Consider the following 17,564-nt stretch of genomic DNA (forward strand, 5'->3'; position numbering starts at 1 on the left):
ATATATGAATGGGAGCTTGGTCATATTCCGCTAGTTTCTTTAGAAAAAAAGACAGCCGACAAGGAAATCGGCTGCCTCTCTATCCGTATTTATGTGCCCTACAAAGGTTTACTGAGCATAGCCTGCCACTGATCAATTTCGAGGGTTTGAAGCTTACCATTTTCAATATGAACGGAAAAGTATTCTCGAATAGTCGGATCTGCGTGGCTAATGAAGTGCTCAACGGTTTTCGCTTGTTCTTCGTTCTCAGCGGTACGCATGACCCATACAGGGAATTTGTGTTGTTTGCGATTCATTACGGATTGCTCTACTTGCAATCCTTCTTTCTCCGCAAGCGCTTGCCATTCCAGAACAGTTAAACAGCGAACATGGCTGGTATCACGCATAGCTTCAAAAGTATTCATAAATTGATTAAGTGCTTCGCCATAGGGAGCAACATTATCGATAAGAATTAATTTGCCGCCTGGTTTAAGTACACGTGCCGCTTCGTGAAGGAATAGGTGAGGATTAGGAAAGTGATGAGCAGCTATGCGGCAGGTTACGGCATCAAACGAACTATCAAGAAAAGGCAGCTGTTCGGCATCAGCTACAACAAAAAGTACATTATTGCACTGCGCCTGCTTCAAGTGGTCAGCGGCAGCAACCAGCATAGGACGCGTTAGGTCAGTAGCGACAACCTGCTGGACATGAGGAGATAGCTGCTTGGCCACGTGGCCTCCACCCGTCGCAATATCCAGCACGTTCCAAGTATTTTCTACGGGCAGCCAACTCAGAAGCAGTGCGAGATCATCACCTTTTGCATGATTCTCACTTGTCACGTACTTGTTAGCATGTTTGGCGAATTGCTGCTGTACATGCTGTTTGATGGACTTGTCGTTATCCATAAGAACACCTCCGAAATTAAATTTCACTAGATGAAACCTAGTGTCACATTGCGGAACTCACACTTATTTTATCACAATAAATGCAAAGGTGGTATTTCTATGGACTGGTAACCTAATACGTCTGTATTATTTTTTCATGCGTCTCAATCCATAATCGTTTATTTTCAGTTTCACGCTGTACGTAACAGGGATTTTACTGAATTCTTGGTCCCAGTTTTGTTTCACTTTTTGCCAAACTTGAGGGTAATGGATTCTTAATTGCGTACCAAACCCGGCAATCTCAACAAGATACTTGCTTTGCATGGTCTTGAGAATCATGTCGATATGCCGAGCGACTTCTTTTTCTGCGGCTTTTTCCGCTGATTGAAGGTAGCTGTCATCGAAATAGTCGACTTTGTCCCGCCAGTCCTCCGTTAGGCGGCCTATGGAGTCAATTTCCACGTTAAAGGAAATCTTGTCCCCGGATACTTTCGGTTGAATACGGCTCTTTAGCGATTCCAACTCATAGATGATGAACGGATGATTTCCCTCATCCGTTGTTTTCACCACGCCCCCTTTACTCTTTCCAGTTAACCAGGTCAAGCCTTCCAACTCTTCTTCACTCAGAAAGCCGATCAGCTTATTTTCTCCATGCTTGAACACGGCAGCTCCAGCAAATTTCACTTCGCCTTGCGCGGCAACTACGCTCTGGATCAGGAAGCTGGAATGGGTAGCGATCTTTTCCATCACGTTTTGGATCGTCATTGACGGTAAAATCCTCGTAGACCTGTATTGATTTTTGGAAATCCGCACGAGTCGATCCACAGGAATTTCTGGTCCTTCTGACTCTAGCGTATCTTTCGCCAGCCCTCTGGCTACAAGTACAAGACCGCTTTCCCTAACCTCATTATCGCGAAAATGCTGATCAATCAATGTCTGTAAATCTATGCTGCGCACAAGCTTCTCCCCGAAGACGAACATTTTTTGATGCTGGTTGAAAAGCGGCCTGGACTCGAGTGAGACTTCTCGTGCGAATTGGTGAATCATATCTCCAGAAAGGGAGTGATTTTTATAGGGCTTGAGGTCGGCGGCGATACTCCTGGACGCAGCAATCTTGGGAACAACAATTTGCCAGGTTATGGTGATGAGGTCTTGTTTCCGGTAGCCTCCGCCTTTTTCATTCAATTTGTCCTCTTTCGGCGCTTCATCCCCGTAATCGATTGCTTCGCCTACCACAATGGACATTTCCGTAATGTTTTTACTATCCCAGCAGCCGGTCATAACGAGTAGCGACAGTAAGAGCAAATTGGCAGTGATTATTTTAATTTTAAACATAGGATTTTTTCCTTAATAAAGTAATGATAAGAAGGATTGGCGCTAACAGTGCAATGATTCCAAAAAAGCTGCTACCGATCGCGTCTCCAAGTGCTTTGACTTGATTTATGCTTTTGGGATACATAGCTATGATGAAAATCACCGGAAGAACGATGTAAATATAGAGGTTGTAGTTTTTCTTAAACGTATGTGAGAGCCCTAGAGCAACAATGAAATGATATATAACAAATCCGGCAAATACTTGGATTAAGCGAACAACGATGAGCAGTGATTCATACCGTTCAAGAAAAAAACCGGTAATTTCATAGGACCGGACGATGGATATGGCAGGCCATGTCAAAGTGGCGACTTGTTCGAACGGTATGCTCCCAAGGACGACGATGAGGGTGACCAGATAAATGAATACGGAAATACCAACGCCAGCTAGAAGTGCTTTGCCAGCTTTTTCAGGTCTGCTCATATAAGCAGTAACGAATAACATCGTTTCTATGCCAGCAAAGGCTCTCCATGTTTCAGGCAGTCCTTTGAATATAGGACCAATCCCCATACCTAGCACAGGCCGCAAATTTTCAAGTTCAAACAGTCTTACGCTTAACGAGTAACTTATGATAATAATGATGATACTGATGGGCAAAAGTAATTCGAACAGACGGGCGATGGAATTGATTCCTCCGGCGGTAAGGTAAACGCCAACGCACATAAAGACGAGAATGATAAATTCCTTAGGTGTTTTTTCAAGGAATAGATAGTTGATAATCTCTGACATATCACGGATTTCAAATCCGGCAAAAAGAGCGAAATACACGATCAGAACCAGATTAAGCCCCTTTCCCACCCATTTGCCTGTGATGATTTGGCTGTATTCAAAAAAGGTTTTCCCTGGAAAGCGCTGGCTAAGTCTGACCATAATCAACCCGAAACCAAACGCAAGGATACCTCCAAGGAGTACTGTTATCCATCCGTCAGGCGTCTTCATCGTATCTGCGAGAAATCTCGGCAAGGTCAGGATGCCCACACCTAGCAGAATATTCGCTAAGATGACAGCAGCTTGAGGCGTTGTAATACGATCATTCGGACGAATCATCTGACCGTTCCCCTTTCATTGGACGATTTCCTTGCCGTGTTTGATCCTGTGGATTCATCATCTGGGGCCGTTTCTTCATACTCGAAAGAGGAGCACGTATGAATAAGTCTTTCCAATCGCTTGCCCGGTAAGGAGCAAAGGGGCTGGCGTAAGGGATTCCAAAGTTTTTGATTTTGGCAAAATGAATGCTTAGAAAAAGCGTGAACATTACAACACCGTAGATCCCAAGCATCGCGGCCGAAAACATGGCAACAAAACGCAATATGCGTAAAGCAATCCCTGCGTCGTATTGAGGGATAGCAAAGGATGAGATCGCGGTTAACGATACAACGATAACCATTAATGGACTTACGATGCCTGCTTCAACAGCTGCCTGACCGATGACCAGTCCTCCGACAAGTCCGACCGTCTGACCGACAGGCTTAGGCAAACGAAGTCCTGCTTCACGTAAAATTTCAATCACGACCTCCATGATCAAAGCTTCTAAAAATGGGGGGAATGGAACCCCTTCACGGGTTCCGGCCATAGAAATAGCAAGTTTGGTCGGGATCAAACCCTGATGAAACGATAGGAAAGAGATGTAGATGGCCGGTCCTAGGAGTGCAACGAATGCGGCAAAAAAGCGTAATAAACGCACCAAGGAAGAGGGAAGCCAATGAACATAATAATCTTCGGGTGATTGCAGCATCATGCTGAGCGTCACTGGAACTATAGAAGCATAGGAGCTTCCATCTGTCAGAATGGCCACTCTGCCTTCTAGCAATGAGGCAATGACACGATCTGGACGTTCTGTGCTTTGTACCTGCGGAAATGGTGACATGAAGTTATCTTCAATTAACTGATCGATATATCCGGATTCAAGAGGGTCATCGATCTTGATTTTCTCAATTCTACGCTTGACTTCATCCACCAGATTCGAATCTACAATGCCATCTATGTAAGAGATGACCAAGTTTTTCTTGTTCCGCTCGCCAACTTGGAAGCCCAGTATTTGCAAATTAGGATCGGATGCTCTTGAGCGCACCAGAGAGATATTCTCTTCGAGCGAGTTGACAAAGCCGATCTTGGGCCCGCGTACAAGCGATTCCGAAGACGGCTCTTCGAAATTTTGCGGCACAGTGGAACCCGTTCCTAGGATCAAACCACCGGGAATACCATCAATAAGCAAAGCAGTCGACCCCGTTAACACGGTTTCAATAACCTGATAGACATGCTCAGTCTCGGTTATTTTGGAGAGCGGTAAAATATGATTTTTAATGAATGCTTTGAAATCGGTGCTGGCATACAATTCGGTCACATTAGTTTTCCAAAGATCCACCATTAACGGTTTGAGAATATACTCTTGAATCATCGTTGAGTCGGATATTTTGTTCATACTGACGATAGCCGCGCGAATCGTGCTCCCTCCGATATTGAATTCGCGCACCGAATAATCCGAGTTGTTGCCCAGACGCTCGGATAACAGGTTTAAATTCTCTTCTAAACGACTATTCAGCCTATCGGTGGACGGCCAATCTGTCCACGGTTTTGACGCCGAGTTACTTGTGGTCCAGAGGGAGTTGTTAGGAACCATAGGCTCGTTTTCTTCGTTCCAACCGCGATTAATCCGCTCTTTTTGATAAAACCAACCAAATAATCTAGAGCTACCATAAGGAATAAGAAAAGTGAGCGATGCCCACATGAGCAGTTTCCAACTCGGAAGAGCTTCTGCTATCGAACGCCACATTGACAACACCCCCGTATTTATTATGTTTATTTAACAGAATTTTCATGTATGGATTAGAATTTAGCCGCTAACTTCTATATACTTTTCTTAATAAGATAGGGGGCATCATAGAGAGATGGAAAAATTAAACGGCAAAAAAATTGTTATTGCGGGCTCCAGAAAAACAGATGAAATGAGCTTATTAATTCAGAAACAGGGAGGAACCGCAATCGTTCGTCCTTTACAAGGCTTCATTTATTTGGATGAGTCGGCTATAGAGGAAGAATTACACTTTTGTGTAACGAACAAAGTGGACTGGTTTGTGTTCACAACGGGAGTTGGCGCAGACACGCTGCTAAACGCGGCTGAAAAATTAGGTATTTCTTCCATGCTGCTGCAAAAAATGAAGGATGCGAGAGTTGCTGCGCGCGGATACAAGACGATCAACTTGCTTAAGAAGCTAGAAATTAATCCAATCGTTATAGATGAAGATGGGACTATACAAGGACTAATTAATCGTTTAGATAATTGCGACTTTGCGGATCAAACGGTCGTTGTTCAGCTGCATGGAGAACCACAGCCGGCGTTGATTCAATTCTTGGAGGAGCGGGGAGCAGCAATCGTTCAACTTTTGCCTTATCGGCATATTGAACCGGAATCCTCCGTACTTGAAACGCTGTGTCATGAGCTTACTACGGGTTCGATTGATGCGGTATGCTTCACTACTGCCGTGCAAGTGAGATATTTGTTCGAATACACGAGACGACAAGGGATTATGGATACCGTTCGACAAGCTTTTTCCACCGATGTTAAAGCCGTTGCTGTTGGTAAAGTAACAGCTGAAGCATTAAGAGAGGAAGGAGTGAATCAGGTGGTCGTGCCTGAAACGGAGCGAATGGGGGCAATGATTATTGAATTAGTGAAGGATTACAATAAGCTATAATGATAATATTGATAGACTACAAGGACATGGAGGATCTAATGGTTAATTTTAGAAACGCCACAGCCGAAGATGTGATTAAAATTGTGGAAATGCTCGCGGATGACGAACTGGGGAAGACAAGAGAACGTTATGAAATGCCACTTCCCGAAAGCTATTTAAAAGCATTTGAATCTATTGAGCTAGACCCAAATAATGAATTGATTGTTGCCTGCCTAGGTGAAGAGGTTGTTGGTGTTCAACAAATCACGTTTACTCCTTTTCTGACACATCAAGGGAGCTGGAGAGCTACGATTGAAGGGGTTCGTACAGCTTCTTCACATAGGGGACAAGGGATTGGGAGCCAATTAATTCTATGGGCAATTGAACGTGCCAAGCAGCGAGGCTGCAACATGATTCAACTTACGACGGATAAAAAGCGAGTAGATGCGCTGCGTTTTTATGAACGTTTAGGTTTTAAAGGGACTCATGAGGGTTTGAAAATGAAGCTTTAATTTAAAAGGGGTTATTTCTAAATATTCCTTTACAGGAATATTCCTTTCGTGGTATATTCTGTTTAGCAAAAGAAATACAAACCAACACGAATCGAAGGCCCCGTACACTTACAGCAAGAGAACGGATGATGACAATGGATATTAACGTCATGAGTGCCTTAGCAGAACCAACCCGCATGCAAATTGTTGAGCTTTTGCGCGAATGCCCGCTCACCGTAGGGGAAATCGCCGAGCGGCTGCAGCTGCGCCAGCCGCAAGCATCCAAGCATTTGCGTGTGCTCAGCGAGGCTGGCATTGTGGAAGCCGAGGTAGATGCGAATCGCCGAATCTACAGGCTGCGGCCAGATCCTTTTCGAGATCTCGACAAATGGTTGGAGGGCTACCGCGTTATCTGGGAGCAGCGATTCGACCGCCTGGATGACTATTTGCAGAAGCTGCAGGGTAAGGACACCAAGAAGTGAGCGCAACGACAGAGCGAATTTGACCAATTAATAAGATATCAAGGAGGAAGTTAAATGACGAATCAAATGGTATCCAAAGTAGAGGGTAACGTGCTAATTTTGGAACGGGAATTCAAAGCCCCTCGCGAATTGGTATTCCAGGCTTTCACGCAAGCCGAACACTTGAAGCATTGGTGGGGCCCAAGTGGCTGGACGCTTCCTGTCTGCCATGTTGATTTCCGCGTAGGCGGGGTTTGGCATTATTGCATGAAGTGCGAAGATAAGAACCAAGGCGACTTCTATGGCATGGAATCGTGGGGCATAGGTGTGTACCGTGAAATCGTCGTGCCTGAGAAGATTGTGTATGTAGATGGCTTCTCCGATGCAGAAGGCAACGTGGCGGATAATATGCCGCAAACCCTCGTGACACTGGCTTTCATTGAGACGGAGAACGGCACGAAGGTCATTAATCGCGGAGAATATGCGTCGGCTGAAGATTTGCAGAAAGTGATGGACATGGGCATGCTGCAAGGAATCACAGAAACATGGAACAGATTGGTCGAGCACTTGGAGTCAATCCAGGCGTAAGTGAAAAGAAGATAAAAAGAGGGTGTCCCGTAAGTCATATTAATGACTGTGGGACACCCTTGTTTGAGTATTATGGGCAACGTTTAGATCGACATGCCTCCCGAGACCTCGATGCGTTGAGCGTTGACCCAACGGTTGTCTTCGGAAAGCAGTGAAGCGATCATCGGGCCAATGTCGTCAGGTTCACCGGCGCGGCCAAGCGCCGTCATCTCCGCGATACGTTTGTTCAAATCGGGATTGTCTCGTACCATGCCGCCGGAGAAATCGGTTGCGATGGCTCCCGGTGCAACGGTATTGACCGCTATTCCGCGTGCTCCTAACTCTTTCGCTTGGTAACGGGTTAGAGTCTCAATGGCACCCTTCATGGATGCATAAGCTGAACTCCCCGGAGATATGATACGAGTAAGGCCTGTGGAGATGTTCACGATCCGACCGCCATCGCTGATGAGTGGCAGAAGACTTTGAGTGAGGAAAAATACTCCCTTAAAGTGGACGTTATAAAGTTTATCCAGCTCTTCTTCCGTCGTTTGATCGAAACTTTTGTGAAGCGATGTTCCTGCGTTATTGACCAGGAAGTTAAAGCTCTCAGTTCCAAGTTCGTTAAGTGTCTGACGCACGCTCTGTACGAATGGGTTAAATGTGCTGATATTGCTGGTATCGAGCTGCAGAGCAATAGCCTTGCGCCCCATCTCGCGGACGAGGTCTATAACGATTTCAGCTTCAGCTTGATTCGTATTGTAGGTGAAGATCACGTCGACGCCTCGCTTGGCAAGGTTGAGTACTGTGTTACGGCCAAGGCCGCGGCTACCCCCTGTGACAATGCCGATCTTGGTAGGTGTGGTTGGTGTATTCATCTCTATTCCTTCTTTCGTGGATTTTTAGTTTGCGAACAGTTAACTAACTGTTTAGTTATATCATAAAAGCTATCTGATGGTTTGTCAACTCAATAATGCCCATGATATATTGTAGCTAAAATGAGGGTATAAGGAGGAACCGCCATGCGAAACGCCGAAGCAACGCGGGAACGAATATTGGAGGCGGCTTTGGCGGAGTTTTCTGCCTATGGTATCGCAGGAGCGCGGGTCGATCGTATTGCCAAGACAGCCGGTTGCAACAAAAACTTGATCTACATCTATTTCGAGAGTAAAGAGAAGCTGTTCACGACTACTTTGCAAAAACACCTCATGCGTGTCTATGAGGAATTAATCTTCACGCCTGAGGACCTCTCAGGTTACGCGGAGCGCGTATTCGACTTTACCATGTCGAACCCCGATTTGATGCGACTCATGACATGGTCAAGCCTGGAACTAAGAGCAGAAAGTCCAGCTGAGCGCCATGAGGTTCACGGCAAGAAGGTGGAGGCGTTGCAGAAGGCTCAAGCCGATGGCCAGGTGGGAGCGAGCTTCTCGCCGGGGTTTCTTCTGACGGCGATTATGACGCTAGCCACGGCTTGGACGGCGACGAATCCCTTTGGGCCATCGCTCCATCCAGAAGCGGCAAACCATCCTAATGAGCTGAAGGCTGCAATCGCTAGAGCTGTTAGGTTGATAGCGCAAGGGGATCAACTGTCTGGGAAATGATGTAGGAGACAGGGAACTAGAGTCCGCTATATCGCTGAAATGGCACAATTTTCACGAGCAAGGGGAACTACGTTCCGCTATCTAGTCAATTTCGCTTGAAAAAGCGTCATGGAAGCATAATTAAGACCCTGTAGTTCCACTCTGAAAAGCAAATAGCTCACTTGTTCCGAATAGAGGACTCAAGTTCCCTCTATTTGATGGCACGCATACAAATTGGACCGTCAGGAGAATCTTCCTGACGGTTTTTGTTAAGAGATTTGAGTGAGGTTGTGGTACGTTGCCTCATTGGATGAAATCCAATGAAAATGCCAATAGCGCACCTAAAGTGCTCATTCCATTGGACGAAATCCAATGAAAATGCAATTTCAGGCGCTGTAACACCACGATGAACTTGTTCTCATTGGATTTCATCCAATAAGATCGGTAATTGAGCCTTTAAATCACTGTGTTCATTGGATTTCATCCAATGAACCAATACTTTATTTGGCGTGCAACCGCCCTCTCATTTTTGTTCTTATGGGGATTTGATATACATCAAAAAATAATTATGATATTATGTTTTGAATTTATCATTTTTCAATAAGGGGGACACATCTTTGATTAGTCTAGGAACATTGATTGCTTTTGGAATTGTATCGCTTGGGATGGTTTGCTCTCCTGGACCTAATATGATTTACCTCATCTCGCGCTCGATAGCGCAAGGTCGCAAAGCTGGCATTATCTCGCTAATGGGCGTTGTGCTTGGCTTTCTCGTTTATTTGATTGCCTCTATGGTGGGGCTCATCGCTATTTTCAATACCGTGCCGATCATTTACACGGCAATGAAGTGGACGGGAGCGGCCTATCTCCTTTGGCTAGCATGGAAAGCAATTAAACCCGGCTCCGCTTCTACACTTGAACCTATCGCGCTCCCGATTGAGAAGCCTAGAAAGTTGTTTCTGATGGGTTTCATAACCAATTTGCTTAATCCCAAAATCGCAGTGTTGTACATCTCGCTTCTCCCGCAATTCCAGGATCCAAATCAAGGCTCGTTGCTCACACAGAGCGCGATTCTAGGTATGACGCAAATTGCTATCAGCTTTGCGGTGAATCTGCTAATTGTTCTTACTGCAAGTAAAATTGCCGGTTGGTTCGGCAAACGTCCGACATGGCTGAAGGCACAACGATGGGTGATGTCCGGAGTGCTAGCGGGACTTGCCGTTAAGCTGGCAATCCAGCGCCGGTAATGGCGAACTTTCCGTTATTAGATAAATATCGGCATCAAGTCCCCTCCCAAAGCAAGGAATTCAGGAGTGCTATAGCGAATTTTTAACTTGAAGGAGCGTGATCATATGAAAAATATTCGGAACTGGGCTGGCAACTACAGGTATAGCGCCAGCGAACTACATACTCCCGTAAAAGTAGAAGATGTACAAGAATTAGTAGCTAGAAGTAAACAAATTAAGGTGCTTGGCACAAGGCATTCATTTAATGGCATTGCTGATTGTACCGATAGCTTGCTTTCGCTTCAAAACTTGAATCGCGTGGTGGCATTAGACACCGTTCAAAATAGGGTAACGGTTGAAGCGGGAATCCGGTATGGGGAGCTATGTGAATATCTACATAAACACGGTTATGCGATTCACAATTTGGCATCTCTGCCGCACATCACCGTTGCTGGCGCATGCGCTACCGCGTCCCATGGTTCTGGCGATCGGAATGGCAATCTTGCTACCATTGTTGATTCCATAGAGCTGGTTCAAGCAAACGGAGAACTGGCCGTATTTTCCCGGGAACAGCAAAATATTGAAGGTGCAGTCGTTGGCCTAGGAGGACTGGGAGTGCTCACCCAGATGACGCTGGATGTGATCCCAAATTTTCAAATGAGTCAGTATGTCTATGATGATCTTCCCTTCGAGCAACTGGATGAGCACTTTGATGATATTTTTTCCCATGCCTATAGTGTTAGTTTGTTTACCGATTGGAAAAGCGCGAAGGTTAATCAAGTTTGGCTAAAGCAGAAAAGGACAGATCACACCTCAACCCAAGCAGAACCTGAGTTTTTTGGCGCAAAATTGGCAAACTCACCACGGCATCCGGTGCCAGGACATACGGCGGAGAATTGCAGCGAGCAAATGGGGATTCCGGGACCTTCGCATGAAAGATTGGCTCACTTTCGCATGGATTTCACCCCGAGCGCTGGCGAGGAGCTGCAAAGTGAATATTTCGTGCCACGTGAAGCCGCTTATCAGGCATTGCATGCGATTAATGAAATAAGGGAGCAAATTTCGCCTCTGCTATATATTTCTGAAGTTCGTACGATTGCAAAAGATCTTTTGTGGATGAGTCCTAATTATAAACAGGATTCGGTTGCCATTCATTTCACGTGGAAGCCGAATTGGGAAGCGGTCAAGCAAGTCCTGCCGGTGATCGAAAAGCAGCTTGCGCCTTTCCAGGCTCGTCCGCATTGGGCGAAACTATTTACTATGCAGCCTACGGTGTTGAAGTCTTTATACGAGAAACTGCCGGATTTCCAAGAAATGCTCCTACGCAATGATCCGCAGGGGAAGTTTCGAAATGATTTTTTAAACACGTATATTTACTAAGGTAATGAGTTTGCGATCTTAAGTTCATCTTGCTTGAATGGGCGATAAGGATTATTATGGATCTGTAGATAGAGGTGAGACCATGCCTATTATTCAAGCGCTGGACAGAGCATTGAAAATTTTGGATTTATTCGACGAGTATACGACAGAGCTTAAAATTACAGAAATCAGCGCGAGAATGGAGCTTCACAAAAGTACGGTACACTCCTTATTGAAAACGCTTCAGATGCACGGTTACATCAATCAGGATGTGGAAACTGGCAAGTATAAGCTAGGGCTTAAGCTTTTGGAAAAAGGACAGCTGATGCTGCAAAGCTTGGACATCCGTACAGCCGCCCGCAAGCACTTGGTTGCTCTATCGGAACAGACAGGGCAAACAACCCATCTTGTTATTCTTGATGGGAAAGAAGGTGTGTATTTGGATAAAGTCGAAGGGGAAAAAGCTGCGATTCGTTATTCCCGAATAGGGCGCAGAATTTCACTTCATAGCAGTGCGGTAGGTAAGGTCCTGGCAGCTTTTAGAACAAAAGATGAAATCGATTCGCTCCTTCGGAACTACCAATTCTCCAAGATTACAGACGTGACGATTACGGGGAAAGATGTTTTCGTTAACGAGCTGAATCAGGTAAAAGATCAGGGTTATTCCATTGACAACCAAGAGAACGAACCTGGCGTAAGGTGTGCAGCGGCTCCTATTTTCGAGCATAATGGCTCGATTGTAGCAGCAATCAGTATTTCAACATTAGTCTCAACGGTAGATGATTCATTGTTTAAGGCGTATATTGCGCTTCTCCAAAAGGAAGCTGAAGCAATTTCGCTAACCCTGGGGTTTCGGCACGTTAAGTAAAGCATGTCGAGTCCAGGCATTTTTTTCGTCTGTATTATAGAACGTTGTTTTATAATATAAAACAAATTATAAGGAGTGAACAAAAAATGAGAATTATTCGTTTTGAAAAGGAAGGGTCTGCACAGTTAGCTGCTGTTAATGATCAAGATCATATTTTTGCGCTGCCGCAAAGCGATTTTTTAGCACTAATTCATGAAGCTGATCGATTAGAGATTACACCGCTCGAATTGGTTTCCAAAGCGATTGAAGGCATTGAAGCGTTGCATGATCAAATTGATCAGCTTCAGCTTCTGGTTCCCATTGAGGCTCCAGAAGTATGGGCAGCAGGGGTTACCTATGAGCGAAGCCGCGATGCACGCAACTATGAAGCCACGGAAGGCAGGCTGGATGCTTCCACTTTTTACGATAAAGTTTATGATGCTGTACGCCCGGAAATCTTTTTCAAGTCAACAGCGGCGCGGACGGTAGGTCCTGGCGGCGAAGTACAGCTGCGAAGCGATTCCGTGTGGCAGGTGCCAGAACCGGAGTTAGGGCTTGTTCTCAGCGCCGCAGGGAAAATCATCGGATACACCATTGGCAATGATATGAGCTGCCGGGATATTGAAGGTGAGAATCCGCTTTATTTGCCTCAAGCCAAGGTTTGGAAGCGCTCTTGTTCCATAGGACCCGCAATTCGCTTAGCCGAAACGGTTGATAATCCTTATAACTTGCAGATTACAAGCCATATCTATCGTGATGGGGAAAAAGCAGTCGAGGGAACGGCGAATACGAGTCAACTCAAACGCAAACTTGAGGAACTGACGGAATATTTGATGCGGGATAATGAGTTGTTTGAAGGCACTGTATTGCTGACAGGAACGTGTATCGTACCCCCTAACGAATTTACGCTCGCTCATGGTGACAGAATCGAAATTGAGATTACGGGTATGGGGACACTGATTAATCATGTTGTAAGCGCTAGTAGCTAATTTTACCTTATAAAAAACATATCGCTTAGGAGGAATAAACATGACATCCAAATTCGTCGGCGGACAAACGTATTTGAATTATATAAATGGTGAATGGCAGCCAGCTGGCACTGGGCAAACCGTCCCAAGCATAAACCCGGCTAAAAAAAGCGAAATTGTAGGGTACGTGCAGTCGTCGTCATTGGAGGATTTGAACCAAGCGGTGGCGTCCGCCAAATCAGCGCAGCAAGGTTGGAGGAAGCTGGCTGGAGCGGCAAGAGGCGATTATCTGTATAAAGCAGCTAATCTGCTTGAGAGTCGCATCGATGAAATCGCAGAGAGCATGACGCGCGAAATGGGGAAAACGCTGCCAGAAGCAAAGGGGGAGACGGCAAGAGGCGTAGCCATCCTTCGCTACTACGCTGGTGAAGGGATGAGGAAAAACGGCGACGTGATACCTTCGACAGATAGCGAAGCTCTGATGTTTACGACGCGTGCGCCGCTTGGCGTTGTCGGCGTTATCGCACCCTGGAATTTCCCCGTAGCTATTCCGATATGGAAAATGGCGCCTGCCTTAATCTACGGTAATGCTGTTGTCCTCAAGCCTGCTCAGGAAACGGCAGTGACGGCTGCCAAAATCGTGGAATGCTTCGCAGAAGCGGGACTTCCAGCGGGTGTATTGAATTTGGTAACCGGCAGCGGAGCCGTTATCGGGCAAGGTCTTGCCGAGCATCCGGATGTGAACGGAATTACATTTACCGGCTCGAATGAGGTTGGCAAACGGGTCGGCCAAGCCGCACTAGCTAGAGGAGCGAAATACCAGCTCGAGATGGGCGGGAAAAATCCGATCCTTATCGCTGCGGATGCTGATCTCGATTTAGCGGTTGACGCGACGATCAGCGGAGGAATCCGTTCGACAGGTCAGAAATGTACGGCGACAAGCCGTGTCATTGTGATGAGCGAGGTTTATGAATCTTTTAAAGAAAAGCTGCTGAGCAAATTAAAAGGATTAACCGTAGGGCACGGTCTAGATGCCGGAACATGGCTTGGCCCATGTGCAAACGAAAATCAGCTTAGAACCGTGCAATCCTACATTCAAAAAGGGATAGAAGAAGGCGCTGAACTGTTGTTCGGCGGTTCATCTCCAGACCATCCGGATCTCGCCGAAGGCTTTTATATTCAGCCAACTGTCTTCGATAAAGTAACTCCGGATATGGCGATTGCCCGGGAAGAGATCTTCGGACCTGTTCTCGCGCTTATTCAGGTTGAATCCATGGAACAAGCCATTCAGGTGGCTAATGATTCGGATTTTGGCTTGAGCGCTTCCATTTATACGCAAAATATAGGCAATATTCTTTCGTTTATACAGGATATGGATGCCGGTTTGGTAAGAATTAATTCCGAAACAGCCGGGGTAGAGCTGCAGGCTCCGTTCGGCGGTATGAAGCAGTCCAGCTCTCATTCGCGCGAGCAAGGACAGGCGGCTATCGAATTTTTCACCTCGATAAAAACTGTGTTTCTCAAAGCGTAGCTCCTTGCTAGGATGCCTGATTCGGAAGGGTGAAAATTGATGACTGAGCAATTAAAATCGATTATGGGCAATGAAAATAACGATTTGTACACGATCCATACGCATGCGCAAGGCCCGAAAGGCTCATTGCCATTAACGAAAGAGATGTTATTGCATGCTCCGAGCGGAGAGTTGTTCGGTCTTACCCAAAATGTGGGGATGGGGTGGAAACCGTCTCGCCTGAAGGGGAAGCAGTACCTTTTGCTGAGCACACAAGGGGGCATTCGTAAGGAGGACGGCAGTCCCGTTGCTCTGGGCTATCATACCGGCCACTGGGAGGTTGGCCTGTTGACGCAGGCTGCTGCAGAAGTAATCACAGAAAGCGGCGGGGTTCCTTTCGCTGGTTATGTGAGCGACCCTTGCGACGGCAGGTCTCAGGGGACGGAAGGTATGTTTGATTCTCTTCCATATCGCAATGATGCAGCGATCGTATTTCGTCGTCTCATCCGCTCGTTGCCGACACGCAAAGGCGTCCTCGGTGTGGCAACCTGCGATAAAGGACTGCCCGCGATGATGATAGCGCTGGCTGGCATGCATGAGCTTCCATGCGTAATCGTGCCTGGGGGAGTGACATTACCCCCAACGGAAGGCGAGGATGCTGGGAAAATTCAAACCATTGGCGCCAGGTATGCGAATGGTGAAATCAGCCTGGATGATGCTGCGGATCTCGGCTGCCGGGCTTGCGCAACACCGGGCGGAGGCTGCCAGTTTCTTGGAACGGCGGCTACTTCGCAAGTGGTTGCAGAGGCTATGGGCATGACGGTGCCTCATGCTGCACTAGCTCCATCCGGTCAACCCGTATGGGAAGAGATGGCTAGGCAATCGGCACGCGCTATGATGACATTGGAGGAAAAGGGACTTCGGATGAAGGATATTTTGACGGAAGCGTCCATCCACAATGCCATGGTTGTTCATGCAGCTTTCGGAGGATCGACAAACTTGCTGCTGCATATTCCAGCTTTCGCCCACGCGGCAGGGCTGCCGGTTCCGACCGTTCAAGATTGGATACGTGTGAATAAAAGCGTACCAAGGTTAGTTAGCGTTTTGCCTAACGGTCCGGAGTATCATCCGACTGTGAGGGTGTTTTTGGCTGGCGGGGTGCCAGAAGTGATGCTGCATCTTCGACGTTTGGGCGTACTGAAGGAAAATGCGTTGACCGTAACGGGGGAAACACTGGGGACTGTATTGGATTGGTGGGAATCGAGCGAACGTCGCCACAAAATGCGGAGCCTGCTTATCGAAATGGACGGCATAGATCCCGATCAGGTCATTATGAGTCCGGAGCGTGCCAAAGAGAGAGGATTAACCTCGACAGTAACGTTCCCTATGGGGAACTTGGCTCCGGAAGGATCAGTCATCAAATCAACTGCGATTGACCCGACAACGGTTGGGGAAGACGGCGTTTACCGCCATCGGGGCAAAGCCAAGGTGTTTACCTCAGAGAAAGCGGCTATCACGGCAATCAAGAATGGCGGCATTGGGGCCGGGGATGTTATGGCGTTAATCGGGCGAGGGCCATCGGGTACGGGGATGGAGGAGACTTATCAGTTAACCTCGGCGCTGAAACATCTGCCGTTCGGTAAATACGTGTCGCTCATTACCGATGCGCGGTTTTCGGGCGTATCCACAGGGGCTTGCATCGGCCACGTTGGACCTGAGGCGCTAGCTGGCGGGCCGATTGGTAAGCTGCGGGATGGTGATATCATCGATATCGTCGTGGACCGTAACAGTTTGGAAGGCACGATTCATTTTCTGGGTGACGGTGATGGTGACGCGGTGCTTACGCCCGATGAAGGAGCGCTTATGCTTGCTGCTCGGGAGCCTCATCCCGAGCTCGCCGCAGATCCAAGACTTCCTGATGATACGCGATTATGGGCAGCTCTGCAGGCTGTCAGCGGCGGGACTTGGGCAGGAAGCGTATATGATGTGGAGCGGATCATCGCTGTTTTGGAAGCAGGTAAAAAAGCCTTGGCTGAGCAGAGCGTTTAGGCGATTATGACAGCTTCATAGATTGGTTAAGGCAGTTCTGTTGGTGTATTCGACAGGACTGCTTTTTTGCTGGTTCTTGGAGAGCAGGGGAAAGCGGCGAATGTGAGGGACTAATGGGGAGGGGAAGTAGGGAATGTGTGAGAAATTGTGGGAAGCTAGAGGAACTACAGGGCGCTATTTCAGCAATTATTGGACAATTGGCCAGGGAAGGGGAACTGTGATCCGCTATTTCGTCATTCTGGAGGTCAATTGGGACGAAGGAGGCAAAATAAGACCCTGTAGTTACCCTGTCCTCACCGAAGGAGTGCTTTTTACTAAAATAAGGGAATGGAGTTCCCTTATTAATTGCGGTGCCTCCGGGGGAGGGGCATCGATTAAGTATTTTTGAAGAATCATCTAAAAACAGGATTGAAATCGCTTACGGTTTGATCTATAATCAAACTAATATCACTAGTAATACTAGTTATATAAAAACGGAAGTAGTTAACAACTATGGAGGGAAGGAGGTCATCATTTCTTGGGTCAAGGGCAATATGGAATCACCTTGATTTTGCTGAGCAGTTTTTTTATTCCGATTATTCTGGCCCGCCTCGAGCT

Annotated in this window: 16 protein-coding genes; 11 read left to right on the forward strand and 5 right to left on the reverse strand. The window is 46.9% G+C overall.

All coding sequences use genetic code 11. The annotated features are described in order from the left end of the window. Positions 1-98: 98 nt before the first annotated feature. The 4 genes from AC58UW_RS27120 to AC58UW_RS27135 form a co-directional block, all read right to left on the reverse strand. Positions 99-884, reverse strand: a complete 786-nt coding sequence (locus AC58UW_RS27120) for a class I SAM-dependent methyltransferase (RefSeq protein WP_497423674.1) — start codon at positions 882-884, stop codon at positions 99-101. A 126-nt stretch (positions 885-1,010) separates the two neighbouring features. After that, on the reverse strand, positions 1,011-2,198 hold the full coding sequence (locus AC58UW_RS27125; protein WP_497423675.1) for a Ger(x)C family spore germination protein: 1,188 nt from the start codon (positions 2,196-2,198) through the stop codon (positions 1,011-1,013). Continuing rightward, entirely contained in the window at positions 2,191-3,282 is a 1,092-nt protein-coding gene (locus AC58UW_RS27130; RefSeq protein ID WP_497423676.1) for a GerAB/ArcD/ProY family transporter, read from the reverse strand. Before AC58UW_RS27130 ends, AC58UW_RS27125 begins: the two co-directional genes overlap by 8 nt. Next, positions 3,266-5,008, reverse strand: coding sequence for a spore germination protein (locus AC58UW_RS27135; RefSeq protein ID WP_497423677.1), 1,743 nt, complete (start codon positions 5,006-5,008; stop codon positions 3,266-3,268). The genes AC58UW_RS27130 and AC58UW_RS27135 overlap by 17 nt, the downstream gene beginning before the upstream one ends. A gap of 115 nt (positions 5,009-5,123) precedes the next feature. Here AC58UW_RS27135 and AC58UW_RS27140 point away from each other — a divergent pair, with 115 nt between their 5' ends. The 4 genes from AC58UW_RS27140 (at position 5,124) to AC58UW_RS27155 (ending at position 7,449) form a co-directional block, all read left to right on the forward strand. Then, positions 5,124-5,930 (forward strand): uroporphyrinogen-III synthase, encoded by an 807-nt coding sequence (locus AC58UW_RS27140; protein WP_497423678.1) that lies wholly within the window; start codon positions 5,124-5,126, stop codon positions 5,928-5,930. 38 nt (positions 5,931-5,968) lie between these two features. Beyond that, the gene (locus AC58UW_RS27145) at positions 5,969-6,421 is read left to right on the forward strand and encodes a GNAT family N-acetyltransferase (RefSeq protein WP_497423679.1); all 453 of its coding nucleotides are present in this window, start codon (positions 5,969-5,971) and stop codon (positions 6,419-6,421) included. A gap of 134 nt (positions 6,422-6,555) precedes the next feature. Beyond that, positions 6,556-6,882 (forward strand): ArsR/SmtB family transcription factor, encoded by a 327-nt coding sequence (locus AC58UW_RS27150; protein ID WP_497423729.1) that lies wholly within the window; start codon positions 6,556-6,558, stop codon positions 6,880-6,882. A 54-nt stretch (positions 6,883-6,936) separates the two neighbouring features. Continuing rightward, positions 6,937-7,449 carry an SRPBCC family protein gene (locus AC58UW_RS27155; protein ID WP_497423680.1) on the forward strand — a complete coding sequence of 171 codons (513 nt, stop codon included), beginning with the start codon at positions 6,937-6,939 and terminating at the stop codon, positions 7,447-7,449. Positions 7,450-7,532: 83 nt separating this feature from the next. Here the strand turns inward: AC58UW_RS27155 and AC58UW_RS27160 are convergent, their stop codons facing one another. Then, on the reverse strand, positions 7,533-8,303 hold the full coding sequence (locus tag AC58UW_RS27160; RefSeq protein ID WP_497423681.1) for an SDR family NAD(P)-dependent oxidoreductase: 771 nt from the start codon (positions 8,301-8,303) through the stop codon (positions 7,533-7,535). 144 nt (positions 8,304-8,447) lie between these two features. Between AC58UW_RS27160 and AC58UW_RS27165 the strand changes: the two genes are divergently transcribed. From AC58UW_RS27165 to AC58UW_RS27195, 7 genes are all read left to right on the forward strand, one after another. Then, complete coding sequence (locus tag AC58UW_RS27165) at positions 8,448-9,029, forward strand: TetR family transcriptional regulator (RefSeq protein WP_497423682.1); 582 nt, start codon at positions 8,448-8,450, stop codon at positions 9,027-9,029. Between the two features lie 596 nt (positions 9,030-9,625). Beyond that, positions 9,626-10,255: a LysE family translocator gene (locus tag AC58UW_RS27170; protein WP_497423683.1), complete on the forward strand. Its 630-nt coding sequence runs from the start codon at positions 9,626-9,628 to the stop codon at positions 10,253-10,255. 105 nt (positions 10,256-10,360) lie between these two features. After that, positions 10,361-11,614: an FAD-binding protein gene (locus AC58UW_RS27175; RefSeq protein ID WP_497423684.1), complete on the forward strand. Its 1,254-nt coding sequence runs from the start codon at positions 10,361-10,363 to the stop codon at positions 11,612-11,614. Between the two features lie 82 nt (positions 11,615-11,696). Then, entirely contained in the window at positions 11,697-12,461 is a 765-nt protein-coding gene (locus tag AC58UW_RS27180) for an IclR family transcriptional regulator (RefSeq protein ID WP_497423730.1), read from the forward strand. 86 nt (positions 12,462-12,547) lie between these two features. Further along, entirely contained in the window at positions 12,548-13,429 is an 882-nt protein-coding gene (locus AC58UW_RS27185; protein WP_497423685.1) for a fumarylacetoacetate hydrolase family protein, read from the forward strand. Between the two features lie 40 nt (positions 13,430-13,469). Then, positions 13,470-14,939 carry an alpha-ketoglutaric semialdehyde dehydrogenase GucD gene (gucD, locus tag AC58UW_RS27190; protein WP_497423686.1) on the forward strand — a complete coding sequence of 490 codons (1,470 nt, stop codon included), beginning with the start codon at positions 13,470-13,472 and terminating at the stop codon, positions 14,937-14,939. Between the two features lie 39 nt (positions 14,940-14,978). Then, a complete protein-coding gene (locus AC58UW_RS27195; protein ID WP_497423687.1) occupies positions 14,979-16,967 on the forward strand; it encodes a YjhG/YagF family D-xylonate dehydratase in 1,989 nt (662 codons plus the stop codon). The last annotated feature ends 597 nt before the right edge of the window (positions 16,968-17,564 follow it).

This window comes from Paenibacillus sp. J22R160, assembly GCF_059692135.1.